General features: G+C 60.9%; 35 protein-coding genes. 3 read left to right on the plus strand and 32 right to left on the minus strand.

Annotated elements, in window-relative coordinates; genetic code table 11:
• The first annotated feature begins 64 nt into the window (after positions 1–64).
• Both QQL64_RS13040 and QQL64_RS13045 read left to right on the plus strand, forming a co-directional pair.
• Positions 65–3,250 carry an efflux RND transporter permease subunit gene (locus QQL64_RS13040; RefSeq protein WP_284400363.1) on the plus strand — a complete coding sequence of 1,062 codons (3,186 nt, stop codon included), beginning with the start codon at positions 65–67 and terminating at the stop codon, positions 3,248–3,250.
• A gap of 10 nt (positions 3,251–3,260) precedes the next feature.
• Positions 3,261–4,445 (plus strand): efflux RND transporter periplasmic adaptor subunit, encoded by a 1,185-nt coding sequence (locus tag QQL64_RS13045; protein ID WP_284400365.1) that lies wholly within the window; start codon positions 3,261–3,263, stop codon positions 4,443–4,445.
• Positions 4,446–4,448: 3 nt separating this feature from the next.
• Here QQL64_RS13045 and QQL64_RS13050 read toward each other — a convergent pair whose 3' ends face one another.
• Positions 4,449–5,741: a c-type cytochrome gene (locus QQL64_RS13050; protein ID WP_284400367.1), complete on the minus strand. Its 1,293-nt coding sequence runs from the start codon at positions 5,739–5,741 to the stop codon at positions 4,449–4,451.
• Positions 5,738–6,436 carry a c-type cytochrome gene (locus QQL64_RS13055; protein WP_284400368.1) on the minus strand — a complete coding sequence of 233 codons (699 nt, stop codon included), beginning with the start codon at positions 6,434–6,436 and terminating at the stop codon, positions 5,738–5,740. The genes QQL64_RS13050 and QQL64_RS13055 overlap by 4 nt, the downstream gene beginning before the upstream one ends.
• A 149-nt stretch (positions 6,437–6,585) precedes the next feature.
• Here QQL64_RS13055 and QQL64_RS13060 point away from each other — a divergent pair, with 149 nt between their 5' ends.
• Positions 6,586–8,190, plus strand: a complete 1,605-nt coding sequence (locus QQL64_RS13060; protein WP_284400369.1) for an amidase — start codon at positions 6,586–6,588, stop codon at positions 8,188–8,190.
• A gap of 68 nt (positions 8,191–8,258) precedes the next feature.
• On the opposite strand, the gene QQL64_RS13065 is transcribed toward QQL64_RS13060, so the two are convergent.
• The 30 genes from QQL64_RS13065 to tuf all read right to left on the minus strand — a co-directional run bounded on the left by QQL64_RS13065 (position 8,259) and on the right by tuf (position 25,827).
• The gene (locus tag QQL64_RS13065; protein ID WP_284400370.1) at positions 8,259–9,626 is read right to left on the minus strand and encodes a class II 3-deoxy-7-phosphoheptulonate synthase; all 1,368 of its coding nucleotides are present in this window, start codon (positions 9,624–9,626) and stop codon (positions 8,259–8,261) included.
• On the minus strand, positions 9,623–10,135 hold the full coding sequence (locus QQL64_RS13070; RefSeq protein WP_284400374.1) for a disulfide bond formation protein B: 513 nt from the start codon (positions 10,133–10,135) through the stop codon (positions 9,623–9,625). Before QQL64_RS13070 ends, QQL64_RS13065 begins: the two co-directional genes overlap by 4 nt.
• Before the next feature lie 170 nt (positions 10,136–10,305).
• The gene (gene rplQ, locus QQL64_RS13075; RefSeq protein WP_284400377.1) at positions 10,306–10,689 is read right to left on the minus strand and encodes a 50S ribosomal protein L17; all 384 of its coding nucleotides are present in this window, start codon (positions 10,687–10,689) and stop codon (positions 10,306–10,308) included.
• 346 nt (positions 10,690–11,035) lie between these two features.
• A complete protein-coding gene (locus QQL64_RS13080; protein ID WP_188799877.1) occupies positions 11,036–12,034 on the minus strand; it encodes a DNA-directed RNA polymerase subunit alpha in 999 nt (332 codons plus the stop codon).
• 16 nt (positions 12,035–12,050) lie between these two features.
• On the minus strand, positions 12,051–12,677 hold the full coding sequence (gene rpsD / locus QQL64_RS13085) for a 30S ribosomal protein S4 (protein WP_284400387.1): 627 nt from the start codon (positions 12,675–12,677) through the stop codon (positions 12,051–12,053).
• Positions 12,678–12,688: 11 nt separating this feature from the next.
• Positions 12,689–13,075, minus strand: a complete 387-nt coding sequence (rpsK, locus tag QQL64_RS13090) for a 30S ribosomal protein S11 (protein WP_007513384.1) — start codon at positions 13,073–13,075, stop codon at positions 12,689–12,691.
• 12 nt (positions 13,076–13,087) lie between these two features.
• Positions 13,088–13,444 (minus strand): 30S ribosomal protein S13, encoded by a 357-nt coding sequence (gene rpsM, locus QQL64_RS13095; protein ID WP_204632059.1) that lies wholly within the window; start codon positions 13,442–13,444, stop codon positions 13,088–13,090.
• 121 nt (positions 13,445–13,565) lie between these two features.
• Positions 13,566–14,888, minus strand: a complete 1,323-nt coding sequence (gene secY / locus QQL64_RS13100) for a preprotein translocase subunit SecY (RefSeq protein WP_284400458.1) — start codon at positions 14,886–14,888, stop codon at positions 13,566–13,568.
• Positions 14,889–14,894: 6 nt separating this feature from the next.
• Positions 14,895–15,326 carry a 50S ribosomal protein L15 gene (gene rplO, locus QQL64_RS13105; protein WP_284400460.1) on the minus strand — a complete coding sequence of 144 codons (432 nt, stop codon included), beginning with the start codon at positions 15,324–15,326 and terminating at the stop codon, positions 14,895–14,897.
• Between the two features lie 5 nt (positions 15,327–15,331).
• Complete coding sequence (gene rpmD, locus QQL64_RS13110) at positions 15,332–15,523, minus strand: 50S ribosomal protein L30 (protein WP_284400461.1); 192 nt, start codon at positions 15,521–15,523, stop codon at positions 15,332–15,334.
• Positions 15,516–16,025 (minus strand): 30S ribosomal protein S5, encoded by a 510-nt coding sequence (gene rpsE, locus QQL64_RS13115; RefSeq protein WP_284400462.1) that lies wholly within the window; start codon positions 16,023–16,025, stop codon positions 15,516–15,518. The genes rpmD and rpsE overlap by 8 nt, the downstream gene beginning before the upstream one ends.
• Positions 16,026–16,100: 75 nt before the next feature.
• Entirely contained in the window at positions 16,101–16,454 is a 354-nt protein-coding gene (gene rplR / locus QQL64_RS13120) for a 50S ribosomal protein L18 (protein WP_284400464.1), read from the minus strand.
• Between the two features lie 48 nt (positions 16,455–16,502).
• On the minus strand, positions 16,503–17,030 hold the full coding sequence (gene rplF, locus QQL64_RS13125; protein WP_284400466.1) for a 50S ribosomal protein L6: 528 nt from the start codon (positions 17,028–17,030) through the stop codon (positions 16,503–16,505).
• An 11-nt stretch (positions 17,031–17,041) separates the two neighbouring features.
• Positions 17,042–17,437, minus strand: a complete 396-nt coding sequence (gene rpsH / locus QQL64_RS13130) for a 30S ribosomal protein S8 (RefSeq protein ID WP_284400471.1) — start codon at positions 17,435–17,437, stop codon at positions 17,042–17,044.
• Positions 17,438–17,661: 224 nt separating this feature from the next.
• Positions 17,662–17,967, minus strand: a complete 306-nt coding sequence (gene rpsN / locus QQL64_RS13135; RefSeq protein WP_284400473.1) for a 30S ribosomal protein S14 — start codon at positions 17,965–17,967, stop codon at positions 17,662–17,664.
• Positions 17,968–17,982: 15 nt separating this feature from the next.
• A complete protein-coding gene (gene rplE / locus QQL64_RS13140; RefSeq protein ID WP_126673165.1) occupies positions 17,983–18,522 on the minus strand; it encodes a 50S ribosomal protein L5 in 540 nt (179 codons plus the stop codon).
• 12 nt (positions 18,523–18,534) lie between these two features.
• Entirely contained in the window at positions 18,535–18,849 is a 315-nt protein-coding gene (gene rplX / locus QQL64_RS13145; RefSeq protein ID WP_284319937.1) for a 50S ribosomal protein L24, read from the minus strand.
• Positions 18,850–18,863: 14 nt separating this feature from the next.
• Positions 18,864–19,232 (minus strand): 50S ribosomal protein L14, encoded by a 369-nt coding sequence (gene rplN, locus QQL64_RS13150; protein WP_115477106.1) that lies wholly within the window; start codon positions 19,230–19,232, stop codon positions 18,864–18,866.
• A gap of 15 nt (positions 19,233–19,247) precedes the next feature.
• Positions 19,248–19,508 carry a 30S ribosomal protein S17 gene (gene rpsQ, locus QQL64_RS13155; protein ID WP_284400476.1) on the minus strand — a complete coding sequence of 87 codons (261 nt, stop codon included), beginning with the start codon at positions 19,506–19,508 and terminating at the stop codon, positions 19,248–19,250.
• 12 nt (positions 19,509–19,520) lie between these two features.
• Positions 19,521–19,706 (minus strand): 50S ribosomal protein L29, encoded by a 186-nt coding sequence (rpmC, locus tag QQL64_RS13160; RefSeq protein ID WP_126673169.1) that lies wholly within the window; start codon positions 19,704–19,706, stop codon positions 19,521–19,523.
• Entirely contained in the window at positions 19,706–20,119 is a 414-nt protein-coding gene (gene rplP / locus QQL64_RS13165; RefSeq protein ID WP_284400477.1) for a 50S ribosomal protein L16, read from the minus strand. The genes rpmC and rplP overlap by 1 nt, the downstream gene beginning before the upstream one ends.
• 11 nt (positions 20,120–20,130) lie before the next feature.
• A complete protein-coding gene (rpsC, locus tag QQL64_RS13170) occupies positions 20,131–20,889 on the minus strand; it encodes a 30S ribosomal protein S3 (RefSeq protein WP_284400478.1) in 759 nt (252 codons plus the stop codon).
• A gap of 13 nt (positions 20,890–20,902) precedes the next feature.
• Positions 20,903–21,238, minus strand: coding sequence for a 50S ribosomal protein L22 (rplV, locus tag QQL64_RS13175; RefSeq protein WP_284400479.1), 336 nt, complete (start codon positions 21,236–21,238; stop codon positions 20,903–20,905).
• On the minus strand, positions 21,238–21,510 hold the full coding sequence (gene rpsS / locus QQL64_RS13180; protein WP_115477112.1) for a 30S ribosomal protein S19: 273 nt from the start codon (positions 21,508–21,510) through the stop codon (positions 21,238–21,240). Before rpsS ends, rplV begins: the two co-directional genes overlap by 1 nt.
• A 13-nt stretch (positions 21,511–21,523) precedes the next feature.
• Positions 21,524–22,345 carry a 50S ribosomal protein L2 gene (rplB, locus tag QQL64_RS13185; protein ID WP_284400481.1) on the minus strand — a complete coding sequence of 274 codons (822 nt, stop codon included), beginning with the start codon at positions 22,343–22,345 and terminating at the stop codon, positions 21,524–21,526.
• A 17-nt stretch (positions 22,346–22,362) separates the two neighbouring features.
• The gene (gene rplW / locus QQL64_RS13190) at positions 22,363–22,656 is read right to left on the minus strand and encodes a 50S ribosomal protein L23 (RefSeq protein WP_284400483.1); all 294 of its coding nucleotides are present in this window, start codon (positions 22,654–22,656) and stop codon (positions 22,363–22,365) included.
• Entirely contained in the window at positions 22,653–23,255 is a 603-nt protein-coding gene (gene rplD, locus QQL64_RS13195) for a 50S ribosomal protein L4 (protein WP_284400484.1), read from the minus strand. Before rplD ends, rplW begins: the two co-directional genes overlap by 4 nt.
• Before the next feature lie 11 nt (positions 23,256–23,266).
• Positions 23,267–23,908 carry a 50S ribosomal protein L3 gene (rplC, locus tag QQL64_RS13200; RefSeq protein WP_284400486.1) on the minus strand — a complete coding sequence of 214 codons (642 nt, stop codon included), beginning with the start codon at positions 23,906–23,908 and terminating at the stop codon, positions 23,267–23,269.
• 20 nt (positions 23,909–23,928) lie between these two features.
• Positions 23,929–24,240 (minus strand): 30S ribosomal protein S10, encoded by a 312-nt coding sequence (gene rpsJ / locus QQL64_RS13205; protein WP_014402136.1) that lies wholly within the window; start codon positions 24,238–24,240, stop codon positions 23,929–23,931.
• Between the two features lie 396 nt (positions 24,241–24,636).
• Positions 24,637–25,827, minus strand: a complete 1,191-nt coding sequence (gene tuf / locus QQL64_RS13210) for an elongation factor Tu (RefSeq protein ID WP_284400489.1) — start codon at positions 25,825–25,827, stop codon at positions 24,637–24,639.
• Positions 25,828–25,839 lie beyond the last annotated feature (12 nt).

Below are 25,839 nucleotides of genomic sequence, written 5' to 3' on the forward strand. Positions count from 1 at the left end.
GCAACCCCATGTCAGATCCTGCCCGCGATATTTACCGTCGGCAGGCTGATGGAAATCATCGGTTATGTGGATCGTCAAAATCGCGCTCGAGCGGCCGCTCACGTTTATCGTTCTGGCGCTGCTGCTCATGATCCTCGGTCCGTTGGCAGTTCTTCGCACGCCGGTCGATATTTTTCCGAACATCGATATTCCGGTGGTCTCCGTCGTATGGCAGTACACGGGCCTGCCTGCCGAAGACATGAACAATCGCATCGTGACCGGCTTCGAACGCGCGCTCACGACGACGGTCAACGACGTCGAGCACACCGAAACGCAGTCGCTCAACGGCGTCGGTCTGGTGAAGGTGTATTTCCAGCCGAACGTGAAGATCGACATGGCGGTGGCGCAGGTCACGGCCATTTCGCAAACCGTGCTGCGCTCCATGCCGTCAGGTACGACGCCGCCGCTGATCATCGTCTACAACGCATCGAGCGTGCCGATTCTGCAGTTCGCCTTGTCGTCGAAGGAGTTGTCGGAAACAACCATCTTCGACGACGCCAATCAGATCGTGCGCACCTTTGTCACTGCGGTGCCCGGTGCAGCCACTCCCTACCCTTACGGCGGCAAGCAGCGCCAGATCCAGGTGGACCTCAATCCGCAGGCGCTGCTCGCGCATGGCTTATCGCCTAGCGATGTCGTGGCGGCGATCGGTGCGCAAAACCTGATCCTGCCTGCCGGCACGGAAAAGATCGGCGATATCGAATACAGCGTGAAGTTGAACGGCAGCCCACAGCAGATCGACGAGTTGAACAGCGCACCGATCCGCACCGTCAACGGCATCACCACTTATATTCGCGATGTAGCCCACGTGCACGACGGCTCGCCGCCGCAGACCAACGTGGTGCGTGTGAACGGCGAGCGTGCGGTGCTGATGTCGATCCTGAAGATCGGCAACGCGTCCACGCTGGATATCGTGGACAGTTTGCAGGGCATGTTGCCGCGCATTCGTGCAGCGGTTCCGCAGAACCTGCAAATCAACGCACTGTCGGATCAGTCGCTGTTCGTACGTGCCGCCATTTCCGGCGTCATTCGCGAGGGCGTGATCGCTGCCGCCCTGACCGGCTTGATGATTCTGCTGTTCCTCGGGTCGTGGCGTTCGACGCTGATCATCGCGATCTCGATCCCGCTTTCCATTCTGGCTTCGCTCATCGCTTTGTCGGCGCTGGGCGAGACGATCAACATCATGACGCTGGGCGGACTCGCCTTGGCGGTCGGTATTCTGGTCGACGATGCCACGGTCACGATCGAAAACATCAACTCGCATCTTGAAGAAGGCAAAGAGGTTTACGACGCGATCATGGAGGGCGCACACCAGATTGCCGTGCCGGCCTTCGTGTCGACCTTGTCGATCTGCATTGTGTTCGTGCCGATCTTTTTCCTTGGCGGTGTAGCGAAGTATCTGTTCGCGCCGCTGGCGGAAGCGGTGGTGTTCGCGATGCTGGCATCCTATGTGCTGTCTCGAACGCTGGTACCCACGCTGTCGTTGTACTGGCTGAAAAAGCATCAGCACGACGCACAGCCAACCGGGCCGCTCAGCCATTTTCAACATGGGTTCGAGCGAGGTTTCGAGCGTATCCGCGAAGGCTATCGCGGTGCACTGGAAACGACGGAGCGGCACCGCGGTCTGTTCGCCATCCTGTTCTTCGCCAGTTGCGCACTGTCGGTGGGTGCGCTGGTGCCGTGGCTGGGGCGCGATTTCTTCCCGTATGTCGACGGCGGCCAAATCAAATTGCATTTCCGCGCGCAGACCGGCTTGCGCATCGAGGAAACGGCGCGGCTTGCGGATGGTATCGAGGGCGTGATCCGGCAGACCATTCCCAAGCAGGAGCTGCTCAGCATTGTCGACGCGCTGGGCCTGCCGTACAGCGGCATCAATTTGTCGTATAGCAACACGGGCGTGGTCGGCACGTCCGACGGCGACGTTTTCGTCACTCTCAACGAGGATCATCATCCTACCGTCGACTATGTGCGCAGCTTGCGTCAGCAACTGGCGCAGAAGTACCCGGGCGTGGTGTTCTCGTTCCTGCCGGCGGATATGGTGGGTCAGATCCTCAACTTCGGCTCGCCGGCGCCGATCGATGTGCAGGTGTCGAGCCATGATGCCAATGCATCGGCCAAAGTCGCACAGGAACTCTACGGCGATTTGCTGCGCGTGCCCGGTCTGGTCGACTTGCGTTTGCAGCAAACGCAAAATCTGCCGCAGATCAATGTCAACATCGATCGCACTCGCGCCAGCCTAGTTGGGCTGACTACGCAGGACGTGGCCAGCAACCTGCTCACCGCGCTTGCCGGTTCGTCGCAGGTCAGCCCTACGTACTGGGTGGATCCGAAAACCGGCATCAGTTATTCCATTGCGACGCAGGCACCGCAATATCGCATCGACACGCTGCAGGATTTGAAGAACCTGCCGATCACCAGCACGGGCGCGGGCGCGTCGGCCACCAGCAGTTCCAGCGGCGGTAACGCCAGTCAGATTCTGGAAAACCTCGCCAGCTTCTCGCGCAGCGCCGGCCCGGCCATTGTCACCCACTACAGCACGCGTCCCACGATGGATTTGTATGCCTCGGTCGATCGCACCGACCTGGGTAGCGTGGCGCGCGACGTGCAACGCGTGGTGGATGCTCACTCCCAAAACCTGCCGCGCGACGTCAATATCGATGTGCGCGGACAGGTGCAGACGATGGCCGCGTCTTATAAAGGATTGCTCGGCGGACTCGCTTTCGCGATCGTGCTGGTGTATCTGCTTATTGTGGTGAATTTTCAGAGCTGGCTGGATCCGCTGATCATCATCGCGGCGTTACCTGCCGCGTTGGCGGGCCTAGTCTGGATGCTGTTCCTCACCGGCACACCGTTGTCGGTGCCGGCATTGATGGGCGCGATCATGTGCATGGGTGTCGCCACGGCCAATTCGATTCTGGTGATCAGTTTCGCGCGCGAGCGCCTGAGCCATCACGACGATCCCGTGCAGGCGGCGATCGAAGCGGGCTTTTCGCGCTTCCGTCCGGTGTTGATGACGGCCTTCGCCATGATCATCGGCATGGTGCCGATGGCGCTGGGCCTCGGCGAAGGCGGCGAGCAGAACGCACCGCTCGGCCGCGCGGTCATCGGTGGTCTGCTGCTGGCTACGGCGGCGACCTTGTTCTTCGTACCGACCTTCTTCAGTTTGCTGCACCGGCGCCGCAAGGCACGCCGCGATGCGGCTGCAGCGTGAGATCTTGAACATGTCCAGCGCAAACGCTCCGCGTCATTCTCCAAAGCCTTCGCATGGCGCGCGGCTTGTCCTTATCGGCCTTGGTGTCGTGCTGCTTGGCCTGGCGGCATTCGGCATCATCAGGCGCGTGCATGCGCGTCACGAACTGACGGACGCAACCGACCGCAACGCAGTGGCTACGGTGGTTACCCTAACGCCTAAAGCGGCGCCGATGGATCAGGCCTTGACCCTGCCCGGCACGGTCGCCTCGTGGCAGGACGCGCAGATCTATGCGCGCACTACCGGCTATGTAGCCAAGTGGTATGTCGATATCGGAGCGAAGGTGAAGAAAGGTCAGCGCCTCGCCGATCTCGACACACCCGATGTCGACAATCAGCTGCTGCAAGGCAAAGCGCAGATGCGCACTGACGAAGCGAACGAGAACTTCGCCAAAGTCACGGCCGATCGCTACGAAAAGCTGGTGACGCAAGGTCTGGTTGCCGCGCAGACCGGTGACCAATTCGTCGCGCAATACAGAGCTGACGTTGCTACGGTCGAGGCGGATCAAGCCAACGTTGCCCATCTGCAAAACCTGGAAGACTTCAAGTACATCAGCGCCCCGTTCGATGGCGTGATCACGCAGCGCAATCTTGACGTCGGCGCGTTGGTCGATGCGGGATCCACCGGCAGCAATCTGTTCGTCATCGCCGATACCAGCAAGCTGCGCGTGTACGTGGATGTGCCGGAAACCTATGCCAGTAGCGTGCACATCGGCATGCCGACGGAGGTGAGCCTGAACACATATGGCGCTCAGCCGGTGACGGGTACCGTGGCGCGTACGGCCGATGCGCTTGATCCGAATACGCGTACGCTGCGCACCGAAATCGATATCGACAATGCCAGTCAGTCACTGGTGCCCGGCGTGTATGCCAATGTCAAACTGGCGGTGTCTACCACCGGACGCACGTACATCGTGCCGGCCAACACGCTGTTGTTTCGCGGCGAAGGGTTACGCGTAGCGCTGGTTGACTCGCAGCAGCACATCCATCTGCAGCCCGTTACGCTCGGCCGCGATTTCGGCAATACGGTGGAAGTGGTCAGCGGTTTGGATGACCAAGCCCGCATCGTGCTCAATCCTCCCGACTCGTTGTATGAAGGTCAGCCGGTGAATCTCGCCAAGAACGACGCCGCGGCGCCACAAAGCGCTGCCAAGTGACGATCAATCGATCGGCGTGTGCCGGTATTTGATGACGTCACGTTCCTGCACGGCCCCAGCGTGATTTGACCATGCCTGCCGAATATAGGTGATCACGGCAGCCACTTCCGCATCGCTCAGTTGCTGTGCGAAGGGCGGCATGGAGTACGGGCGCAGGTTGCCTTGCGTAACCGCAGGAAATCCTCCCAGCAGCACTGCGCGCGTGGCGTTGATGCCGGATGGCTCCATCACTGAAGAATTACCATCCAGCGGCGGATACACGTCCGGCACGCCACGCCCGTCTTTGCCGTGGCAATTCGCACAGCGCTGTGCGTAGATCTCCTGACCGCTAGCAACCAGTGATGCGCTATTGAAGCCCGAGCTATCGGGCAGCGGCTTAGGTCGCGGCGGCAAGGACTGCAGATACTCGGCAATCGCTTGCAAGTCGTCGTCGTGCAAATATTGCGTGCTGCTCGCCACCACCTCGGCCATCGGCCCGAATGCGGAGCCTTTCGACGATTGGCCGTTCTTGAGCAGATCGACGATGTCCTGTTTGCTCCACCCTTGCAGTCCGCCGTTGGCTGCCGTGCTCAGGTCCGGCGCGTACCAGTCCAACGCAGGGATCTGACCACCGGAAAGTTGCGCCTTGCTATCCGTTCCGCCCCACGTGCCGCGTGTCGCATGACATTCGTTGCAATGTCCCAAGCCTTGCACCAGGTAAGCACCGCGATTCCACGATGCCGATTGCGCCGGATCGTGCGCGTAAACACCCGGTTTGAAGTACAGCGCTCGCCACGCGGTGAGTCCGGTGCGTACGTTGTAAGGGAAGCTCAAACCCAGCGGTTTGGAAGGCTGATGCACGGATGGCAAGGATTGCAGGTAGGCAAAGATCGCAAGCGCATCCTCACGCGTGACTTTAGTGAAAGCGGTGTACGAGAACGCCGGATAAAGCAGTTCGCCATGGCGACCGACACCGATGTGCAACGCACGCCAGAAATCCTCGAAGCTCCAATCGCCGAGACCGGTATCCGGATCCGGGGTGATGTTCGGTGCAGGGATATTGCCGAACGGCGTAGGAAGGATGCGACCGCCGGCATAGGGTTGGCCGCCTTGCACGGTATGGCAGGAGACACAGTCCCCGGCGGTGGCTAGGTAGTGGCCTTTGGCGATCTCAGCGGGATCTTTGAGTAACGCAGCAAGCGCCGGATCCTGTGTCGAAGCGGACGTTGTTCTCGTCTCGTGTGACAGCCACCACCAGAGGGCGAGTGCCATCACGATCAGCACCGCGGGAATCCATAGCACGCGAAAGTTTTTCATGCGCCATTGCCTCGACCATCAAGTACACCGCAACTCAGCGGCGGCGTGATGGAGCCTGCTGGCTGCGCATGCGTATTCGACGGCACGTCGTGACTGGCGAGCCAGGCCGACACAGCCGTGATGTCGGCAGGCGCAAGACGATTGGCGATCTCGGCCATGCAATCGGGCGCGGCCGACGCCCGCGTGCCGGTGCGCCACGACCCCAGCTGGGAACTGATGTAGTCATAAGGCAAGCCGACCAAACCCGGTACGACCGGCTCCGTGCCGGTCAGCGCTTTGCCGTGGCAGGCCTGGCAGGGAGGCACCTTGAGCGCGGGATCACCCGTTGTAACCAGTTGCTCGCCTCGTTGCAGTACCGATGGCGCCAGTTCGGGAACGGATGTGCGTTCGTAAGGCACCTGTTGGGCTGCGAAGTATTCAGCGATCTCGCGCATATAGGCGGGACTGAGCTGGCGCACGGTGTATTGCATCGGTGCGTATTTGCGCAGCCCGCGTTGAAAGTTCTGCAACTGCAGCGTGAGGTAGCCCGCCGGCTTACCTGCCAGGCGCGGAAAAAAGCCACTGCCCGGCGAACCTTCGCCGTGCAAGCCATGACAGGTCGTGCAAGCGGCGATGCGTTGCTGCAATGTATCCGGCACGGAGAGCTGATCGGCGTGGACCGCGCCGCTTGCGAAAAGCACGACGAGTGGCAGCATCCATGGAAGGACAAGGCGGAGTCGAACCAGGACGGCTGTCGTCTTCATAGGCGAAGTATAGGCGCGTGCCACCAGCGAACCGCGATGCATGAGGTTATGCTGCGGCATCGTGCCACATATTCAATTCCTGAGGCCCACCGGAGGTTGCCATGATTCGTCCGTCGCTGTTGTACGCCGCGCTTGCGGTTGCCGTTTCGCCCCTTGCTTCGCTCGCCGCACAAGACACAGGAACCGTAGCGTGGCAAACCGTTACCGAGCTTCAACAACGCATGGACGCCGGCAAGCTCAACAGCAAAACACTCGTGAAGGACGACATCGCACGGATTCGGCAAATCGACCAATCCGGCCCGACCTTGCGCTCGGTGCTGGAGCTCAATCCCGATGCATCAAAACTTGCCGCTGCGCTGGATGCAAAACGCGGCGCATCGCACGGCCCGCTCTACGGCATTCCCGTGTTGCTGAAAGACAATATCGAAACCGGCGACCACATGCTGACCACGGCCGGTTCGCTGGCCTTGATGGACGCGCCGGCTGCCAGTGACGCTGCACTCGTGACGCGTTTGCGCAACGCTGGCGCCGTGATTCTGGGCAAGGCCAATCTGAGCGAATGGGCAGATTTCCGCTCCAGCCATGCCAGCAGCGGCTGGACGGGGCGCGGCGGTCAAACGCTGAATCCGTATGCACTGGATCGCAATCCGTGCGGCTCCAGTTCCGGCTCAGCGGTCGCCGTTGCCGCGGGACTCGTACCGGTGGCGGTCGGTTCCGAAACCGATGGCTCGATCATCTGTCCTGCATCGATGAACGGTATTGTCGGCATCAAGCCCACGCTGGGCCTGGTCAGCCGCAGCGGCATTATTCCGATCAGCCACAACCAGGACACGGCGGGCCCGTTAGCGCGCAACGTGACCGATGCAGCCATCCTGTTGAGTGCGATCGCCGGCAGCGATCCGCACGATCCGGCCACTGCCGATGCCGATAAACATGCCACCGATTACACGCACTTCCTCGATCCCAATGGATTGCGCGGCAAGCGCATCGGCGTAGTGCGTCAGCTGGCAGGCAACGAGCCCAATGCCGATCGCGTGCTGGATGAGGCCATCGCGGAGATGAAGGCGCAGGGTGCGATCATTGTCGATCCGGTCACGCTGCCGCATTTGACCGAGCTCGGCGACCCTGAGATGACCGTGATGCTGTACGACTTCAAGCATGACCTCAACGCGTACCTGGCCGGCCGCACTGGACTCAAGGAAAAAACGCTTACGGATCTGATCGCATTCAACAAACGCGAGGCGACGCGAGAGATGGCGTGGTTCGGACAAGATTTGTTCGAGCAAGCCGAGGCCAAAGGACCGCTTACCGACAAGGCGTATCTGGATGCATTGACCAAGGCGAAGCAACTTTCGGGTCCGGAAGGGATCGATGCCGCGCTACAAGCCAACCATCTTGATGCGTTGTTGTCGCCATCGTGGGGGCCGGCGTACATGACCGATTTGGTGCTTGGCGATCACATCGTCAGCGGTAATCCCACCATCGGCGGAGCATCCCAACCTGCGGCGGTAGCGGGATATCCTTCGATGACCGTTCCGGCAGGATGGGCGCACGGCTTGCCGGTCGGCATCGTTTTCTTCGGAGCGAAATGGAGCGAGCCGACGCTGATTTCGATCGCCTACGGCTTCGAACAGCATACGCATGCGTGGCAGGCGCCGAAGCTCCTCGACACTGTCGAGGGTAAGCCGGTGGCCATGGGTAAGTAGAAAAATAAACCCGACACTGGAGTGAGAAACGAATGGTCGATGCACCTTCGTTTCTCACTCCTCCAAACTTATTTTTCGCCGCGCTGTGATTTGCGCACGATCAGCATCGCCAGCTCCAGCGACTGTTCGTAGTTCAAGCGTGGATCCACCATCGACTTGTATGCACGTTGCAGATCGGCTTCGCTCAGGTCGCGCGCGCCGCCCATGCATTCGGTGACATCTTCACCCGTCAGTTCCAGATGTACGCCACCCAGTTGCGTACCGGCGGCGGCGTGAATATCGAAAGCTTGGTCGAGTTCGCCACGGATGTTGTCGAAGCGTCGGGTCTTGTAGCCGATCGATGTGCTTTCAGTGTTGCCATGCATGGGATCGGCCACCCATAGCACGCGACGGCCCTCGCGTTTCACAGCTTCGAGTAGCGGCGGCAGCGCGGTAGCAACGTTTGCGTGACCCATGCGATGGATCAGCGTCAGGCGTCCTGGTTCGTCTTCGGGGTTCAGCGCATCGATTAAAGGCAGCAATTGCTCCGGCGTTACCGACGGGCCCACTTTCACCGCAATCGGATTGCGGATGCCGCGGAAATATTCCACATGCGCGCCGTCCAGTGCAGCGGTGCGCATGCCGATCCACGGAAAATGCGTGGAGAGGTTGAACCAACCGCGATGGCGCGGCACCTGTCGTGTCAATGCTTGTTCGTAATGGAGCAGCAAGGCTTCGTGCGAAGTGAAGAAATCGACTCGCGTAAAGCCCGCGATGGGACCCGCCAGCGTTTCCATAAAGCGCAGCGAATCGCCAATGCCTGCCACCATGCGCCGGTACTCGGCTGCCAGCGGCGAGTGCTCTACCCAAGCCAGGTCCCAGTATTCCGGGTGATGCAAGTCGGCGAATCCACCATCGATCAGGGCGCGGACGAAATTCATGGTCAGCGCGGAGTGCGCATGCGCGCGGATCAATCGTCGCGGATCGGCGCGTCGTGCTTCGGCGGTGAATTCCGGGCCGTTGATGACGTCGCCGCGAAAACTCGGCAGGGTTACACCGTCGCGCGTTTCGGTATCGGTCGAACGCGGTTTGGCGTACTGGCCCGCAAAACGCCCTACGCGCAGCACGGGCCGCTTGAGGCCATGCACCAGCACCAGGCTCATCTGCAGCAGAACTTTGAGACGGTTGGAGATGATCGGGCTGGTGCAGTCGGCGAAGCTTTCCGCGCAATCACCACCCTGCAGCAGGAAGCGTTTTCCCTCCTGCGCTTCGGCCAGCGTCTGCTTCAGTGCCAGCACTTCCCACGACGTGACCAACGGCGGCAAATGCGTGAGTTCAGTGATGGCGCCCGCAAGTTCGGCGGCGTCTTCGTATTGCGGCTGTTGCAAAGCAATGCGTTGCTGCCAGGACGTTGGGGTCCAGCTATGGTTCTGCCTGATATCTATCGCCTGATTCATAACCGTAGCCTTGGCGTGGCACGCTGCAGGGTCGCGCGGATCGCCCACACCGAAAGCAGGATGTACCACAACAGCGTCCAGAAGGGCATGGGGAGTCCCAGAATGGGCTGGATCTTGGCGCACTCGCCCGATCCGGTGAACACCATTTTCAACACCTTCGCGAACGGGAAGACATCCATCATGTAGCCCAAGTTAGGGCCACAGCTGGGTAGCTGGTCGGGTGGCAAGGACTGAATCCACAAATGCCGCCCGGCTACCGCCATGCCGAACACAGCTCCCACCAGCACCAAACCTGTGTAGAACCAGCGACCGCCCTTACGCGGTGAATGCAGCGCCCCCAGCAAAAAGAACGCCGCCATGAACAGGAAACCGATGCGCTGGAAGATGCACAGCGGGCACGGTTCCATACCCAGCACGTGTTCGGCGTATAGCGCAAAACCAAGCAGCGCTGCGCAAATCAAGAAGCCAACAAAGAAACTGGTGCGGTAGGACCAGCGAAAAGGGTTCATGATGGAACTTGCGGTGGGGGTGGGACGCTGACATTACCCGCTCCCCGCCATGCTGTCAGTAGGTCCAACGCCTATTGCCTTTTCGAGCTGGCGGCCAAAAAACACGAACCCCGGCCGGTTACCCAGCCAGGGTTGTGTATTTGGACGTCCAAACAGTCGTCTGGGCGAATTTATTCGGCGTCGACGGCCTCGGTCTGCGGGCGATCCACCAGCTCGACATACGCCATCGGCGCGTTGTCGCCGGGGCGGAAGCCGCACTTGAGGATGCGCAGGTAACCGCCGGGACGCTCGCGGTAGCGCGGCCCCAGCTCGACGAACAGCTTGCCCACGGCCTGCTTGTCGCGCAGACGCGCAAAAGCGAGGCGGCGGTTGGCGACACCGTCGGTTTTCGCGAGGGTGATCAACGGCTCGGCAACGCGACGCAGCTCCTTCGCCTTCGGCAACGTGGTGCGGATCAGCTCATGCTTGATCAGCGACGAAGCCATGTTCTTGAACATCGCTTCGCGATGGCTGCTGGTACGGTTGAGCTTACGCCCGGATTTCATGTGACGCATGATGAGACTCTCTTGTCTGTTGTTATGAAAAACCGGTCCGTATGGCCGGTTTCCCGCGGGTTACCCGCTATCGAAGCCCTTGATGGAACAGGCTCTTATTAAGAGTGCGGCCATGGATGGCCGCTTTTGGTACTAGGCCAGTGCAGTAATTACACACTTGCCGCTACCTACCTACTACGGCGATCAAGGATGATCGCAAATTTTAAGCGTGCGGCCGTGGATGGCCGCTTTTGGTGCTAGGCGAGTGCAGTGAATACGCACTTGCCGCTACCTACAACGGGCGATCAAATCTGATCGCACCAATTACGCCATCAGCCGCAGTCTCATCGACTGCGGCTGCGGTACATCAACCCAGCTGCATGCCGTGCGAGAGGCCCGGCGGCGGCCAGTTTTCAAGTTTCATGCCCAGTGCGAGACCACGCACGCCCAGGACATCCTTGATTTCGGTGAGCGACTTCTTGCCCAGGTTCGGCGTCTTCAACAGCTCCACCTCGGTCTTCTGCACCAGATCGCCGATGTAGTAGATGCTCTCGGCCTTCAGGCAGTTGGCCGAACGCACGGTGAGCTCCAGATCGTCGATCGGACGGAGCAGCAGCGGATCGAAACCGCCCTTCTCCGCCTTGTCCGTGGCGCTTTCGCGGCGCGAGAAGTCACCGAACACCGACAGCTGGTCGTTGAGGATTTCGGCGGCCTTGCGAACCGCGTCTTCCGCACCGATGGTGCCGTTGGTTTCGATGTCCAGCACCAGCTTATCGAGGTTGGTACGCTGCTCGACACGAGCCGCGTCCACTTCGTAAGCCACGCGCAGGACCGGCGCGAACGAGGCGTCGAGCTGCAGGCGACCGATCGGACGCGCTTCGTCGTCCGGATGCTGACGCGAGCTGGCCGGCTGATAGCCGACGCCACGACGCACCTTCAGGCGCATGTTCAGCGCGATGTCCTTGGTGAGGTGGCAGATCACGTGCTCGGGGTTGATGATTTCCACCGAGTGGTCAACGACGATGTCGCCGGCCGTGACCACGCCCTTGCCCTTCTTGGCCAAGGTCAGGGTGACTTCATCACCCGTGTGCTGACGAATCGCCACTTCCTTGAGGTTCAGCAGGACTTCGATCACGTCCTCCTGCAGGCCTTCCAGGGTGGTGTACTCGTGCAGCACGCCATCAATTTCAACCTCGACGATGGCGCTGCCAGGGATCGAGGAGAGCAGCACGCGACGCAACGCGTTACCGAGGGTGTGGCCGAAACCACGCTCGAGCGGCTCCACCACCACCTTGGCGCGATTCGGTCCGAGCTGTTCAACGCTGAGGCCGCGAGGCCGCAGCACGCTAGTTGACGAAACTGCCATGCAGTGCTCCGGTTGATTACTTCGAGTAAAGCTCGACGATCAGCGCTTCGTTGATGTCGGTCGGCAGGTCTGCGCGATCCGGCACCGACTTGAACGTGCCGGCGAACTTCTTGCTATCCACTTCGACCCACTGCGGGCGGAGGTCCATCGTGTCGAACACGGTGCCGGCTTCCTGCACGCGCAACTGAGTGCGAGCGCGCTCGGTCAAAGCGATTTCGTCACCCGGGCGAACCTGGTAGGACGGAATGTTGACCTTCTTGCCGTTGACCAGGATGGCCTTGTGCGAGACGAGCTGACGAGCCTGGGCGCGGGTAACCGCGAAACCCATGCGATAGACGACATTGTCCAGACGGCTCTCGAGCAGGCGCAGCAGGTTCTCGCCGGTGTTGCCCTTGAGGGTCGACGCCTTTGAGTAGTAGTTGCTGAACTGACGCTCGAGCACACCGTAGATGCGCTTGACCTTCTGCTTCTCGCGCAGCTGAACAGCGTAGTCCGACATGCGCATGCGCTTGTTGGCGCCGTGCTGACCGGGCTTGTTCTCCAGCTTGCACTTGGAATCGATAGCGCGCGCCGGGCTCTTCAGGCTCAGGTCCGAACCTTCACGACGCGCGAGTTTGCAGGTAGCTCCACGATAACGTGCCATGGGTATGCTCCTTAGACGCGACGTTTCTTGGGGGGACGGCAGCCGTTATGCGGAATCGGCGTGACATCAATAATGTTGAGCACTTTGTAGCCCAACGCGTTCAGCGAACGAACCGCCGATTCGCGACCCGGGCCAGGGCCCTTGATCCGAACTTCCACGGTCTTCACACCGTAGTCGCCTGCAGCGCGGCCGGCCTTTTCGGCAGCCACCTGCGCAGCGAACGGGGTCGACTTACGCGAACCGCGGAAACCCGCGCCGCCGGCAGTCGCCCACGACAGAGCATTGCCCTGACGATCGGTGATCGTGACGATGGTGTTGTTGAAAGATGCCTGCACGTGCGCCACCGCATCGGTGACAACGCGCTTGATCTTTTTCTTGGTCTTGACTGGCTTTGCCATGTTCGGAATCCGTTACTTCTTGATCGCGCGACGGGGACCCTTACGGGTACGTGCGTTGGTACGCGTGCGCTGGCCGCGCACCGGCAGGCCACGACGGTGGCGCAGACCGCGGTAGCAACCCAGGTCCATCAAACGCTTGATGGCCATGCCGACTTCGCGGCGCAGGTCGCCTTCCACGACGTATTTAGCGATTTCGTGGCGGATCTTCTCCACCTCGCCTTCGCTCAGCGATTTGATCGGCGTGGTAGGAACCACACCTGCGTCCGCACAGACCTTCTTGGCCCGGCTGCGGCCGATGCCATAGATGCTCTGCAGGCCAACCCAGACGTGTTTCTGGACCGGCAAATTGACACCCGCAATGCGCGCCATGATGTACTTTCTCCGATGCTTTCTTGCGCGGTAAACGCGCAATTCTAACCTGAATCAAACTGTCAGGAAAGCCCTGCGGCACCGCGTGCCGCCACCTTCCACCTGGAGCCACCCTGCCGCCTCAGCCGCGGCGCAGATTGGCCTTCTTAAGCAAACCTTCGTATTGGTGGCTGACCAGATGCGCCTGCACCTGAGCCGTAAAGTCCATCACTACCACCACCACGATCAGCAGCGACGTGCCGCCGAAATAGAACGGGACATGCCAGGCGTTCTGCATGAACGTTGGCACCAGACAGACCAGCACGAGGTAGAGGGCACCCACACCGGTCAGACGGCTCATCACGGAATCGATGTACTCAGCGGTCGAGCGACCCGGGCGGATACCCGGAATCAGCGCGCCAGACCGTTTGAGGTTGTCGGCCGTGTCCTGCGAGTTGAATACGATCGCCGTATAGAAGAAGGCGAACGTAATCACCAGCACTGCGTAAATAATGTCGTACAGCGGCTCACCCGGGGTCAGCGCTTGTACCACGTCCTGGAGCCAGCGCGCCTGGTGGCTCGCATTGCCCCAGGTCGCCGCCATCGCCGGGAACATCAGAATACTGTTCGCGAAGATGGGCGGAATCACACCCGACATGTTGATCTTGAGCGGCAGGTGCGAGGTTTGGTTCATGTACGAACGCTGGCCGCCGGAGCGCCTCGCGTAGTTCACGGTGATACGCCGTTGTGCACGCTCCATGAACACCACGAACGCCGTCACCGCCAGCACCAGCGCAACCACCATGACCAGCTTGATCGTGCTCAGCTCGCCATTGCTCGACATGGACAAGGTATGCGCCACGGCGGCCGGCAATCCAGCCACGATACCTGCGAAGATCAGCAGCGAAATACCGTTGCCGATACCGCGCTCGGTCATCTGCTCGCCCAGCCACATCAGGAACATGGAGCCGGCCGTCAAACCCACCACGGAGGACAGAATGAAGCCAAAGCCGGGCATGTAGACCACGGGCATGCCGCCGCTGGACTGCTTCATCAAGGCCATGGCGATACCGAACGCCTGGAAGGCCGAAAGGCCAACCGTGCCGATTCGCGTGTAGGTCGTCAGCTGTCGCTGACCGGCCTGCCCTTCCTTGCGTAGCGCCTGCAGGCTAGGCAGGACCGAACCCATCATCTGCACCACGATCGATGCGGAGATGTACGGCACCACGCCCAATGCAAACACCGAGAAACGTCCCAGCGATCCACCTGAGAACATGTTGAACATGTCCAACAGGCCGCCGCTCTGGCCAATCAGATTGGCCATCGCGTCCGGATTAACCCCCGGCACCGGGATGAACGAGCCGAGGCGGTACACGATCAGCGCACCGATCACGAAGAAGATGCGCTGACGCAGCTCGGTCAATTTACCGAGCGATCCGACCGATGTGCCCTTGGCTGCGGCCACGTGTGATTACTCCACGCTGCCGCCGGCTGCCTCAATGGCAGCCTTGGCGCCGGCCGTAGCCAGCAGGCCCGACAGCTTCACTGCGCGGCCGATCTCGCCCTTGGCGACGACCTTGACCTTCTTGGCGCGGCTGTCGATCAGGCCAGCCTGATGCAGCACGACCGCGTCGATCACGTCGGCCTTGAGAGAGGCCAGCTGATACAGGAACACTTCCTGGCTCTCAGCCTTCTTCAGCGAGCGGAAGCCGACCTTCGGCAGGCGGCGCTGCAGCGGCATCTGGCCGCCTTCGAAACCGTACTTGTGGGTACCGCCGGCGCGAGCATGCTGACCCTTGTGGCCGCGGCCAGCGGTCTTGCCCAGGCCCGAACCGATACCACGGCCAACGCGCAGGCGCGTCTTGCGCGAACCAGCAGCCGGCTTGATGTCATTCAGACGCATGATGCTTACTCCTCGACCTGAACCAGGTAGTAGACCGTGTTGATCAGGCCGCGCACTTGCGGGCTGTCTTTCAGTTCACGGACGTCGTTGGTCTTGTTCAGACCCAGGGCCTTCACGCTCAGGCGATGACGGGCCTGTACACCGCGCAAGCCCTTGACCAGGCGAACGCGGATGGTTTTGTTGGTGGTATTAGCCATTGCCCATCACCTCTTCCACGGTCTTGCCACGCTTGGCAGCGATCTGCTTCGGCGAGGCAACGGCTTGCAGGCCCTTGATGGTGGCGCGCACCAGATTGATCGGGTTGCGCGAACCGACGGCCTTGGCCAGCACGTTCTTCACACCGACCACTTCCAGTACGGCGCGCATGGCACCGCCGGCGATCACGCCGGTACCTTCGGAGGCCGGCTGCATGAACACGCGAGCCGCACCATGGTTGGCCTTGATGGCGTACCACAGCGTGCCGTTGTTCAGGTCGATGCTCACCATGTTGCGGCGGGCACGTTCCATCGCCTTGGAGATGGCCACCGGCACTTCACGCGCCTTGCCATAGCCGAAGCCGACCTTGCCCTCGCCGTCGCCGACCACGGTCAGCGCGGTAAAGCTCATCTGGCGGCCACCCTTGACGGTCTTGGCCACGCGGTTAACGGCAATCAGCTTCTCGAGCAGGCCGTCTGAATTTTCGCGATCAGTAGAAGACATATCTTTTCCGTATGCCCGGACCATCCGGGACTTTTACTTGCGGCTGAGCCGCTTGGAGTTGTTGTCGTGTACTGCTTAGAACTTGAGACCAGCTTCGCGGGCGGCATCGGCAAGTGCCTTGATGCGACCGTGATAGCGGAAACCGGAGCGGTCGAACGCGACAGCTTCGATACCGGCAGCTTTGGCGCGCTCGGCAATCGCCTTGCCCACTGCGGCTGCGGCAGTCAGGTTCTTGGTGCCCTTCAAACCTTCTGCGACCGACTTCTGCACGGTCGACGCGGCAGCCACGACCTTTTCACCCGAGGCATCGAACACCTGGGCGTAGAGATGCTGACCGGTGCGATGCACCGACAAGCGCGCCACGGCGAGCTTGCGGATGTGGGAGCGCGTGGACTTGGCGCGGCGCAGACGGGCTTCGTTCTTGTTCATATCTGTTCTCCAGAAAGCGGATCGGCTAGTTAGCGGGATGAGCCGCTATTACGCCTTCTTGGCTTCCTTCAGGGTGATCTTCTCGCCGGCATACCGCACGCCCTTGCCCTTGTAGGGTTCCGGCGGACGATAGCCACGAATCTTGGCGGCAACCTCGCCCACCAACTGCTTGTCCGAACCCTTGATCAGGATTTCGGTCTGCGTCGGGGTTTCAAGGCTGATGCCTTCCGGCGCATTGAAGACCACCGGATGGGAATAACCGAGGCTGAGGTTCAGCGCTTTGCCGGCCATCGATGCGCGGTAACCCACGCCGACGAGCTCCAGCTTGCGCTCATAACCCTCGGACACGCCCTTGATCATGTTTGCCAGCAGCGCACGCGCGGTGCCGCCAAACTTGTCATCGGCACCTTCGGCCATCTGGATATTGATCACGCCGTTCTCGTTGGTCACCGACACGCCCGGAAGCGCGTGGATGGACAGGGTGCCCTTCGGCCCCTTCACGGCGATATTGTCGTCTGCAATCTTGAGCTCAACGCCCTTCGGCAGCGAAATCGGTTTCTTGGCAACACGGGACATCGTCAGGCTCCTTATGCGACCAAGCCGATGACTTCGCCACCCACGCCTTGAGCGCGAGCCTGCTTGTCGGTCAACAGACCGGCGGAAGTCGAGATGATCGAAATACCCAGGCCGCCAAGCACCTTCGGAAGGTCACCCTTGCCGCGGTACACACGCAGGCCCGAACGGCTGACGCGCTCGATGCGCTCGATGGCCGGACGGCCTTCGAAATACTTGAGCTTGATCTCGAGCACCGGCTTGCCCTCCTGGCTGGAGGTCTTGGCGTCGAGGATGTAGCCCTCGTTCTTGAGAAGGTCGGCCAGGGCCACCTTCAGCTTGGACGACGGAATGCTTACAGCCTGCTTGCCCGTTGCTTGGGCGTTGCGGATGCGCGTAAACAGATCGGCGATGGGATCAGTCATGCTCATGAAAACTTCCTTCAGAGTGCACCGATATCCGATAAAACCGGAAATCAATATTTAAATTGTGAGCCGCCATCAAAGGCAGCCTGCGGAACGCAGACCGACAATCATAGCAGCCTTTTCAGGCTTTTGCGAATAGCGATGCTTCAGAGTCGCATCAACGACGACCTGTAACCAGGTCGCCGGGTCTGGCGCCTTACCCGGTGAGGGCAAGGCAGCCGTGGAACGAATTACCAGCTGGCCTTGCGCAGGCCGGGCACGTCACCACGCATGGTGGCTTCGCGCAGCTTGTTGCGGCCGAGGCCGAACTTGCGGTACACGCCGCGCGGACGGCCGGACAGTTCGCAACGGTTGCGCTGGCGGCTGGGGCTGGCGTCACGCGGCAGCTTCTGCAGCTTGGTCTGCGCTTCCATCTTGTCCTCGTAAGAGGACTTCGGATTCAGCACGATCGCTTTCAGTTCGGCGCGCTTGGCGGCGTACTTCTTGACGATTTTGGTCCGCTTGATATCGCGGTTAACCATTGAGGTCTTGGCCATGGATTCTCTCGCGTATCAGTTGCGGAACGGGAAGCTGAAAGCTTCCAGCAACGCCTTGGCTTCTTCGTCGGACTTGGCGGTGGTGGTGATGGAGATATCCATACCGCGCATCGCGTCGATCGCGTCGAAGTCGATTTCCGGGAAGATGATCTGTTCCTTGATGCCGAAGTTGTAGTTACCACGGCCATCGAAGGCGCGACCCGACACGCCGCGGAAGTCGCGGACGCGGGGCAGCGAGATGTTGATCAGGCGATCCAGGAATTCCCACATCTGGGCGCGGCGCAAGGTGACCTTGCAGCCGATCGGCCAGCCGTCGCGGATCTTGAACGAGGCCACGGACACGCGCGCCTTGGTCGTGATCGGCTTCTGACCAGCAATCTTGGTCATATCCGCCACGGCATTCTCGAGCACTTTCTTGTTGCCCGCGGCTTCGCCCACGCCCATGTTCAGCGTGATCTTGGTGATGCGGGGAACCTGCATCACGTTCTGGTAACCAAAACGCTCGGTGAGCTTCTGGATGACCTGTTCTTTATAAAAGTTTTCAAGGCGCGTCATGACTTGTGTTCCTTACGCGTCCACGACCTCGCCCGAAGAACGGTACACGCGGACTTTGCGCTCATCAGCGAGCACTTTAAAGCCAACGCGTTCACCCTTGTTCGTGGCGGGGTTGAACAGCTGCACATTAGAAATATGGATCGAAGCTTCACGCTCGACAATGCCGCCCGGCTGGTTGGCCTGCGGATTCGCCTTGGTGTGACGCTTGACCAGGTTGACGTTGGAGACGAACACGCGATCGCCCTCAACGCGCAGCACGTCGCCGCGCTGACCTTTGTTTTTGCCGGTGATCACGATGACCTGATCACCCTTGCGGATACGGTTCATGGGTCTATCTCCGCTCAGAGCACTTCGGGTGCAAGCGAGACGATCTTCATGAACTTCTCGCCGCGCAGCTCGCGAGTGACCGGCCCGAAGATACGGGTGCCGATCGGCTCGAGCTTGTTGTTGAGGAGAACAGCCGCGTTGCCGTCGAAACGGATCAGCGAGCCGTCGGCGCGGCGCACGCCCTTGGCGGTGCGAACCACCACAGCGTTGTAAACCTCGCCCTTCTTCACCTTACCGCGCGGAATGGCATCCTTCACGGTGACCTTGATCACGTCACCGATCGCGGCGTAACGGCGCTTGGAGCCGCCGAGCACCTTGATGCACATCAGTTCCTTTGCGCCACTGTTGTCGGCGGCGGAAAGCGTGCTTTGCATCTGGATCATGTCTGCACCCTCCCCTTACGCTTCGGCGCGCGTGACGATTTCGACCACGCGGTGATGTTTGGTTTTGGACAGCGGACGGCACTCCGCGATGCGGACCACGTCGCCCTCGTTCGCGCCGATGTCATCCTGCGCGTGGAGCTTGGTGGAACGGCGCACGATCTTGCCCAGCAGCGGATGCTGCACCTGGCGCTCGATCAGTACGGTGACCGTCTTTTCCATTTTGTTGCTGATGACGCGGCCCTCAAGGGTGCGCGCCTGCTTTTGGTTGTCGCTCATGTCGGCCGTCCCTTACTTCTTGCCGCCGAGCACGAACTTCGTGCGGGCGATATCGCGCCGAACACGGCGCAGCTGGTGCGGCTGGCTGAGCTGACCCGTGCCCTTCTGCATGCGCAGGTTGAACTGCTCCTTGCGAAGGTCCAGCAGGTGCTGCTTCAGCTCGTCGGCCGACTTGTTGTTGAGATCTTTGGTGGCCATCACATCACCGCCCTGGTCACAAACTGGGTCTGCACCGACAACTTGGCTGCGGCCAGGCGGAATGCCTCGCGCGCGGTTGCCTCGTCGACACCCTCGATTTCATAAAGCATGCGGCCTGGCTGGATCGGTGCGACCCAGAACTCCACGCCACCCTTACCGGCGCCCATTCGGACTTCGATCGGCTTCTTGGTGATCGGCTTGTCCGGGAACACGCGGATCCACAGCTTGCCGCCACGCTTCACAAAACGCGTGATGCAACGACGAGCCGCTTCGATCTGACGCGCGGTGAGAGCACCGTGCGTGGTGGCTTTCAGGCCATACTCGCCAAAGCTGACGAGGTTGGAGCTGAAGGCCAGGCCGTCATTGCGGCCTTTGAACTGCTTGCGGAATTTGGTTCGCTTGGGTTGCAACATGGCAACTCTCCTTACTTCGCCGTCCGCTCGCGGCGGCCTTCACCGCCCTCGCGACGCCCATCACGACGACCTTCGCCACCCTCGCGCTCACGACGCGGTTGCGAAGACTGCTCTTCTTTCGGCTCCTGGCCAACCTGGGACAGATCAAAGATCTCACCCTTGTAGACCCACACCTTGATGCCGATGATGCCGTACGTGGTCTTCGCTTCGGCGGTGCCGTAGTCGATGTCCGCACGCAGGGTATGCAGCGGCACGCGACCTTCGCGGCTCCATTCGGAACGAGCGATCTCGGCGCCGTTCAGACGGCCGGACACGTTGATCTTGATACCCAGCGCACCCAGGCGCATCGCATTGCCCACGGCGCGCTTCATGGCGCGACGGAACATGATGCGGCGCTCGAGCTGCTGCGCGATCGATTCGGCAACCAGCTGGGCATCGAGCTCAGGCTTGCGCACTTCGTTGACGTTGATGTGCGCCGGAACGCCCATCATGTCGCTGACTTCCTTGCGCAGCTTCTCGATATCCTCACCCTTCTTGCCGATCACCACGCCCGGACGGGCAGTGTGAATCGTCACGCGGGCGGTCTTGGCCGGACGCTCGATCAGGATCTTCGAGATACCGGCGGCAGCCAGCTTCTTGCGCAGCATCTCGCGGACCTTCAGGTCGGCAGCGAGGTACTGGGCAAATTCGCCCTTATTGGCGTACCACTTCGAGTTCCAGTCCTTGGCAATGCCGAGGCGGATACCGGTGGGATGAACTTTATGACCCATCGTCTACGTCCTCTCAGTTACCAACGACCACAGTGATGTGGCTGGTGCGCTTCAGGATGCGCGAACCGCGGCCTTTGGCGCGGGCGTGCATACGCTTCATTGCCGGACCTTCATCAACAAAGATCTTCGAGACCTTCAGCTCATCGACGTCCGCGCCGAGGTTGTTCTCGGCGTTGGCGACGGCCGACAGCAGCACTTTACGAACCATGTGCGCGGCCTTCTTGTTGGTGAACTGGAGCACGTCGCTGGCGCGGCCCACGGGGAGACCGCGGACCAGGTCAGCTACCAGGCGTGCCTTCTGCGCTGAGATGCGAGCGCTGCGCAGGATCGCTTTGGCTTCGGTGCTCATCACTTGCCCTTCTTATCGCCGCCATGGCCCTTGAAAGTACGGGTCACCGCGAACTCGCCGAGCTTGTGCCCGACCATGTTCTCGTTAACCAATACCGGCACGTGCTGGCGACCGTTATGGATGGCGATGGTCAATCCCACCATTTCCGGCAGGATCATGGAGCGACGCGACCAGGTTTTGATCGGACGCTTGGAGTTAGTGGAAACCGCAGCTTCCACCTTCTTCACGAGGTGAAGGTCGACGAACGGACCTTTCTTCAATGAACGCGGCATGACGGTTTCCTAATTACTTGCGACGACGCACGATGAACTGCTGCGTGCGCTTGTTGTTACGGGTCTTGTAGCCCTTGGTCGGCGTGCCCCATGGGCTAACCGGGTGACGGCCACCGGAAGTCTTGCCTTCACCACCACCGTGCGGGTGATCGACGGGGTTCATCACCACACCGCGAACGGTCGGGCGAATACCCTGCCAACGCTTGACACCGGCCTTGCCGAGCTTGCGCAAGCTGTGCTCGGAATTGCCGACTTCACCGATAGTGGCGCGGCAATCGACCGGAACGCGGCGCATTTCACCAGAGCGTAGACGCAGGGTGGCGTAACCGGATTCGCGAGCGATCAGCTGCACCGAGGCACCGGCCGAACGCGCAATCTGCGCACCCTTGCCAGGCTTCATTTCCACGCAATGCACCGTCGAACCAACCGGGATATTGCGCAGCGGCAAGCTGTTGCCAACTTTGATCGGAGCATCGTGACCCGCCACCACACGGTCGCCCACCGCCACGCCAGCCGGCGCGATGATGTAGCGGCGCTCGCCATCGGCGTAGCACAGCAGCGCGATGTGCGCGGTGCGGTTCGGATCGTATTCCAGGCGCTCAACCTTGGCAGCAATGCCTTCTTTGTCGCGCTTGAAATCGATGATGCGGTAAGCCTGCTTGTGACCGCCGCCGCGATGACGCGTGGTGATGCGACCGAAATGGTTGCGACCACCCGTCTTCGACTGGCTTTCGGTCAGCGGCGCGTACGGTGCGCCCTTGTGCAGCCCCTCGGTGCGGACGCTAACTGCGTCGCGGCGACCCGGCGAGGTTGGCTTGTGAGTAATTAGTGCCATCTGTCAAAACTCCTGGCTCAGGCCTTGGCCGACACGTCGATCGTCTGGCCTTCGGCGAGACGAACGTAGGCCTTGCGCTTGCCCTGGCGGTTGCCCGCACGGAAACGGAAGGACTTGACCTTGCCCTTGGCGTTGACGAGGTTCACCTGCTCGACCTTGACGTCGAACATCTGCTCCACCGCCGCGCGGACGTCGGCCTTGGTCGCCTCGGGGGCGACCACGAATACGTACTGGTTGCTCTCAGCCAGACGAGCAGCCTTTTCGGAGATGTGCGGCGCGCGCAGCGTATTCAGAATGCGTTCGTTGTTCATGCCAGCCACTCCTCGACCTTCTTGACCGCCTCGACGGTCATGATCACGTGGTCGGAACCGACCAGGCTGACCGGGTTCAGCGCGATCACGTCCACCACATGGAGGTACGGGATGTTGCGCGAAGCCAGGAACAGCGCCTCGTTGGCGTCTTCCGACACCAGCAACACGCGACCGGAAACCTGCAGCTCGGCCAACTTGGCCACCATCGACTTGGTCTTAGGGGTCTCGATGCCGAAGCCTTCGACGACCTTCAGACGACCTTGACGATTCAGCTCCGAAAGGATGGAGCGGATCGCCACGCGATAGGACTTGCGGTTGACCTTCTGCTCATAGCTGCGGGGCTTGGCTGCGAACGTCACACCACCGCCCACGAAGATCGGGGCACGGTAGTCACCGTGACGGGCGCCACCGCCCTTCTGCTTCTTGAACTTCTTGGTGGTACCGGACAGTTCGCCACGCGAGAGCTGCGCTTTGGTACCTGCGCGACCGCCGGCCTGATAGGCCACGACCACCTGGTGAACCAGAGCCTGCTTGAACTCGCCACCGAACACATCGTCCGACACGCTGAGCGGCTTGGCGCCAATTACATTGAGTTCCATGCCGTCTCTCCTCAACCCTTGGTGGTCGCGCGGATGACGACGTCGCCACCGGTTGCACCCGGTACCGCGCCCTTCACCGCGATCAGATGACGCTCGGCGTCGACCTTGACCACTTCCAGACCCTGCACGGTGCGGTTCACTGCACCCATGTGGCCCGACATCTTCTTGCCCGGGAACACGCGACCCGGGGTCTGACGCTGACCGATAGAACCCGGCGCACGATGCGACAGCGAGTTACCGTGGGTGGCGTCACCCATTTTGAAGTGGTGGCGCTTGATGGTGCCCTGGAAGCCCTTACCCTTGCTGACGCCAGCGACGTCGACAATCTGGCCCACCTGGAACAACTCATCAGCCTTGATCTCGGCGCCGACCGCGTACTTGCCCAGGTCGTCCGCCTTGACGCGGAACTCCCACAGACCACGACCCGGCTCGACTTTCGCCTTGGCGTAATGACCCTTGAGCGGCTGCGTCAGCAGGTTCGCGCGCTTATTGCCCGCGGCGACCTGTACTGCGCTATAGCCATCGTTTTCGTCCGTCTTCACCTGCGTTACGCGATTCGGCGTCGCTTCGATAAGCGTCACCGGAATCGAGCGGCCGTCTTCGGTGAAGAGTCGGCTCATGCCGCATTTGCGGCCAACCAGTCCGATACTCATGTTCGTATCCTGTCTATCGCTTAACCGAGCTTGATCTGAACATCTACGCCAGCGGCGAGATCAAGCTTCATAAGCGCGTCCACGGTCTTGTCGTTGGGATCGACGATGTCCAGCACGCGCTTGTGTGTGCGGGTCTCGTACTGATCGCGAGCGTCTTTGTCGACGTGCGGCGACACCAGAATGGTGTAGCGCTCGATCTTGGTCGGGAGCGGGATCGGGCCCAGCACCGTAGCGCCGGTGCGCTTGGCCGTCTCGACGATCTCGCTGGCCGAACGGTCGATCAGACGATGATCGAACGCCTTAAGCCGAATGCGAATCTTTTGGTTCGCCATAACCGTGTCCTGTTATCTAAAGAACAAAACTGTGAATCGAGGTGGCTTCTCACCGCCTCGCACAACCCAATGCACTGCAGGTGTTGCAACAAGTCCACCCAGGCAAATCACCACCGGGAAGACTCCAAAACGCCGGGCAGGCCGTCTTCCGGCCTGCCCAGACAGGTAACGTACGCGGAAACCCTTTATCAACAGAGACTTAGCTCTACGATCAGAGAATCCCCGCAACATCCTTGTTAGCGAATTCGAAGCGCTTCCTGCACCTCATTTCGCGGTAGGCCGATCGACACGAGGGTCAAACGGCGAGTCAACTCAGCGACTATAGCCTATTTACGGATATAGGACAAGCTTTTGGAAGAAACCGCCTGCGTTACAGGCGGTTCCCGGTACAGCTAATTACTTGACGATCTTGGCGACGACGCCGGCGCCGACGGTACGGCCACCTTCGCGGATCGCGAAACGCAGACCTTCGGTCATCGCGATCGGCGCGATCAGGCTCACCACCATCTTCACGTTGTCGCCCGGCATCACCATCTCCACACCGTCCGGCAACTGGCAAGCGCCCGTCACGTCGGTCGTGCGGAAGTAGAACTGCGGACGATAGCCCTTGAAGAACGGCGTGTGACGACCGCCCTCTTCCTTCGACAGCACGTACACTTCGGCTTCGAAGTCGGTGTGCGGCGTGATCGAACCGGGCTTGGCCAACACCTGGCCGCGCTCCACGTCTTCACGCTTGGTGCCGCGCAGCAGCAGACCCACGTTGTCGCCGGCCTGACCCTGATCGAGCAGCTTGCGGAACATTTCCACGCCGGTCACGGTGGTCTTCACGGTCGGGCGGATACCGACGATCTCGATTTCCTCGCCCACCTTGATCACGCCCGTTTCCACACGACCGGTCACCACGGTGCCGCGGCCGGAGATGGAGAACACGTCTTCCACCGGCATCAGGAACGGCTTGTCCAGCACGCGCACCGGCTCCGGGATGTAGCTGTCCAGCGCTTCGACCAGCTTGATGATGGCCGGCACGCCGATTTCGGACTGGTCGCCTTCCAGCGCCTTCAGGGCCGAACCCTTGATGATCGGGGTGTCGTCGCCGGGGAAGTCGTACTTGGTCAGCAGCTCGCGCACTTCCATTTCCACCAGCTCGAGCAGCTCGGCGTCGTCCACCATGTCGGCCTTGTTCAGGAACACGATGATGTACGGCACGCCCACCTGACGGCTGAGCAGGATGTGTTCGCGCGTCTGCGGCATCGGACCGTCCGCGGCCGAGCACACCAGGATCGCGCCGTCCATCTGCGCCGCACCCGTGATCATGTTCTTCACGTAGTCGGCGTGGCCCGGGCAGTCCACGTGCGCGTAGTGGCGGTTCGGCGATTCGTATTCCACGTGCGCCGTCGAGATCGTGATGCCGCGCGCCTTCTCTTCCGGCGCCGCGTCGATCTGGTCGTACGCCTTGAATTCGCCACCAAACCGCTCGGCGCCGATCTTCGTCAGCGCCGCCGTCAGCGTCGTCTTGCCGTGGTCCACGTGACCGATCGTGCCCACGTTCACGTGTGGCTTGGTGCGTTCGAATTTACCCTTTGCCATGACTCAAACCTC

Source organism: Dyella lipolytica (assembly GCF_030160075.1).
GTDB classification, from domain to species: domain Bacteria; phylum Pseudomonadota; class Gammaproteobacteria; order Xanthomonadales; family Rhodanobacteraceae; genus Dyella_B; species Dyella_B lipolytica.

What these genes read in the sequence shown, in the direction of transcription:
- QQL64_RS13040 (WP_284400363.1), top strand. Translation starts at nt 65, where the DNA reads ATGTGGATCGTCAAAATCGCGCTCGAGCGGCCGCTCACGTTTATCGTT.
- QQL64_RS13045 (WP_284400365.1), top strand. Translation starts at nt 3,261, where the DNA reads ATGTCCAGCGCAAACGCTCCGCGTCATTCTCCAAAGCCTTCGCATGGC.
- QQL64_RS13050 (WP_284400367.1), bottom strand. Translation starts at nt 5,741, where the DNA reads ATGAAAAACTTTCGCGTGCTATGGATTCCCGCGGTGCTGATCGTGATG.
- QQL64_RS13055 (WP_284400368.1), bottom strand. Translation starts at nt 6,436, where the DNA reads ATGCTGCCACTCGTCGTGCTTTTCGCAAGCGGCGCGGTCCACGCCGAT.
- QQL64_RS13060 (WP_284400369.1), top strand. Translation starts at nt 6,586, where the DNA reads ATGATTCGTCCGTCGCTGTTGTACGCCGCGCTTGCGGTTGCCGTTTCG.
- QQL64_RS13065 (WP_284400370.1), bottom strand. Translation starts at nt 9,626, where the DNA reads ATGAATCAGGCGATAGATATCAGGCAGAACCATAGCTGGACCCCAACG.
- QQL64_RS13070 (WP_284400374.1), bottom strand. Translation starts at nt 10,135, where the DNA reads ATGAACCCTTTTCGCTGGTCCTACCGCACCAGTTTCTTTGTTGGCTTC.
- rplQ (WP_284400377.1), bottom strand. Translation starts at nt 10,689, where the DNA reads ATGCGTCACATGAAATCCGGGCGTAAGCTCAACCGTACCAGCAGCCAT.
- QQL64_RS13080 (WP_188799877.1), bottom strand. Translation starts at nt 12,034, where the DNA reads ATGGCAGTTTCGTCAACTAGCGTGCTGCGGCCTCGCGGCCTCAGCGTT.
- rpsD (WP_284400387.1), bottom strand. Translation starts at nt 12,677, where the DNA reads ATGGCACGTTATCGTGGAGCTACCTGCAAACTCGCGCGTCGTGAAGGT.
- rpsK (WP_007513384.1), bottom strand. Translation starts at nt 13,075, where the DNA reads ATGGCAAAGCCAGTCAAGACCAAGAAAAAGATCAAGCGCGTTGTCACC.
- rpsM (WP_204632059.1), bottom strand. Translation starts at nt 13,444, where the DNA reads ATGGCGCGCATTGCGGGTGTCAATTTGCCGGTCCAGAAACACGTCTGG.
- rplO (WP_284400460.1), bottom strand. Translation starts at nt 15,326, where the DNA reads ATGCGTCTGAATGACATCAAGCCGGCTGCTGGTTCGCGCAAGACGCGC.
- rpmD (WP_284400461.1), bottom strand. Translation starts at nt 15,523, where the DNA reads ATGGCTAATACCACCAACAAAACCATCCGCGTTCGCCTGGTCAAGGGC.
- rpsE (WP_284400462.1), bottom strand. Translation starts at nt 16,025, where the DNA reads ATGTCTTCTACTGATCGCGAAAATTCAGACGGCCTGCTCGAGAAGCTG.
- rplR (WP_284400464.1), bottom strand. Translation starts at nt 16,454, where the DNA reads ATGAACAAGAACGAAGCCCGTCTGCGCCGCGCCAAGTCCACGCGCTCC.
- rplF (WP_284400466.1), bottom strand. Translation starts at nt 17,030, where the DNA reads ATGTCCCGTGTTGCCAAGAAACCGATTTCGCTGCCGAAGGGCGTTGAG.
- rpsH (WP_284400471.1), bottom strand. Translation starts at nt 17,437, where the DNA reads ATGAGCATGACTGATCCCATCGCCGATCTGTTTACGCGCATCCGCAAC.
- rpsN (WP_284400473.1), bottom strand. Translation starts at nt 17,967, where the DNA reads ATGGCCAAGACCTCAATGGTTAACCGCGATATCAAGCGGACCAAAATC.
- rplE (WP_126673165.1), bottom strand. Translation starts at nt 18,522, where the DNA reads ATGACGCGCCTTGAAAACTTTTATAAAGAACAGGTCATCCAGAAGCTC.
- rplX (WP_284319937.1), bottom strand. Translation starts at nt 18,849, where the DNA reads ATGAACCGTATCCGCAAGGGTGATCAGGTCATCGTGATCACCGGCAAA.
- rplN (WP_115477106.1), bottom strand. Translation starts at nt 19,232, where the DNA reads ATGATCCAGATGCAAAGCACGCTTTCCGCCGCCGACAACAGTGGCGCA.
- rpsQ (WP_284400476.1), bottom strand. Translation starts at nt 19,508, where the DNA reads ATGAGCGACAACCAAAAGCAGGCGCGCACCCTTGAGGGCCGCGTCATC.
- rpmC (WP_126673169.1), bottom strand. Translation starts at nt 19,706, where the DNA reads ATGGCCACCAAAGATCTCAACAACAAGTCGGCCGACGAGCTGAAGCAG.
- rplP (WP_284400477.1), bottom strand. Translation starts at nt 20,119, where the DNA reads ATGTTGCAACCCAAGCGAACCAAATTCCGCAAGCAGTTCAAAGGCCGC.
- rpsC (WP_284400478.1), bottom strand. Translation starts at nt 20,889, where the DNA reads ATGGGTCATAAAGTTCATCCCACCGGTATCCGCCTCGGCATTGCCAAG.
- rplV (WP_284400479.1), bottom strand. Translation starts at nt 21,238, where the DNA reads ATGAGCACCGAAGCCAAAGCGATCCTGCGCAGCGCTCGCATCTCAGCG.
- rpsS (WP_115477112.1), bottom strand. Translation starts at nt 21,510, where the DNA reads ATGCCGCGTTCATTGAAGAAAGGTCCGTTCGTCGACCTTCACCTCGTG.
- rplB (WP_284400481.1), bottom strand. Translation starts at nt 22,345, where the DNA reads ATGGCACTAATTACTCACAAGCCAACCTCGCCGGGTCGCCGCGACGCA.
- rplW (WP_284400483.1), bottom strand. Translation starts at nt 22,656, where the DNA reads ATGAACAACGAACGCATTCTGAATACGCTGCGCGCGCCGCACATCTCC.
- rplD (WP_284400484.1), bottom strand. Translation starts at nt 23,255, where the DNA reads ATGGAACTCAATGTAATTGGCGCCAAGCCGCTCAGCGTGTCGGACGAT.
- rplC (WP_284400486.1), bottom strand. Translation starts at nt 23,908, where the DNA reads ATGAGTATCGGACTGGTTGGCCGCAAATGCGGCATGAGCCGACTCTTC.
- rpsJ (WP_014402136.1), bottom strand. Translation starts at nt 24,240, where the DNA reads ATGGCGAACCAAAAGATTCGCATTCGGCTTAAGGCGTTCGATCATCGT.
- tuf (WP_284400489.1), bottom strand. Translation starts at nt 25,827, where the DNA reads ATGGCAAAGGGTAAATTCGAACGCACCAAGCCACACGTGAACGTGGGC.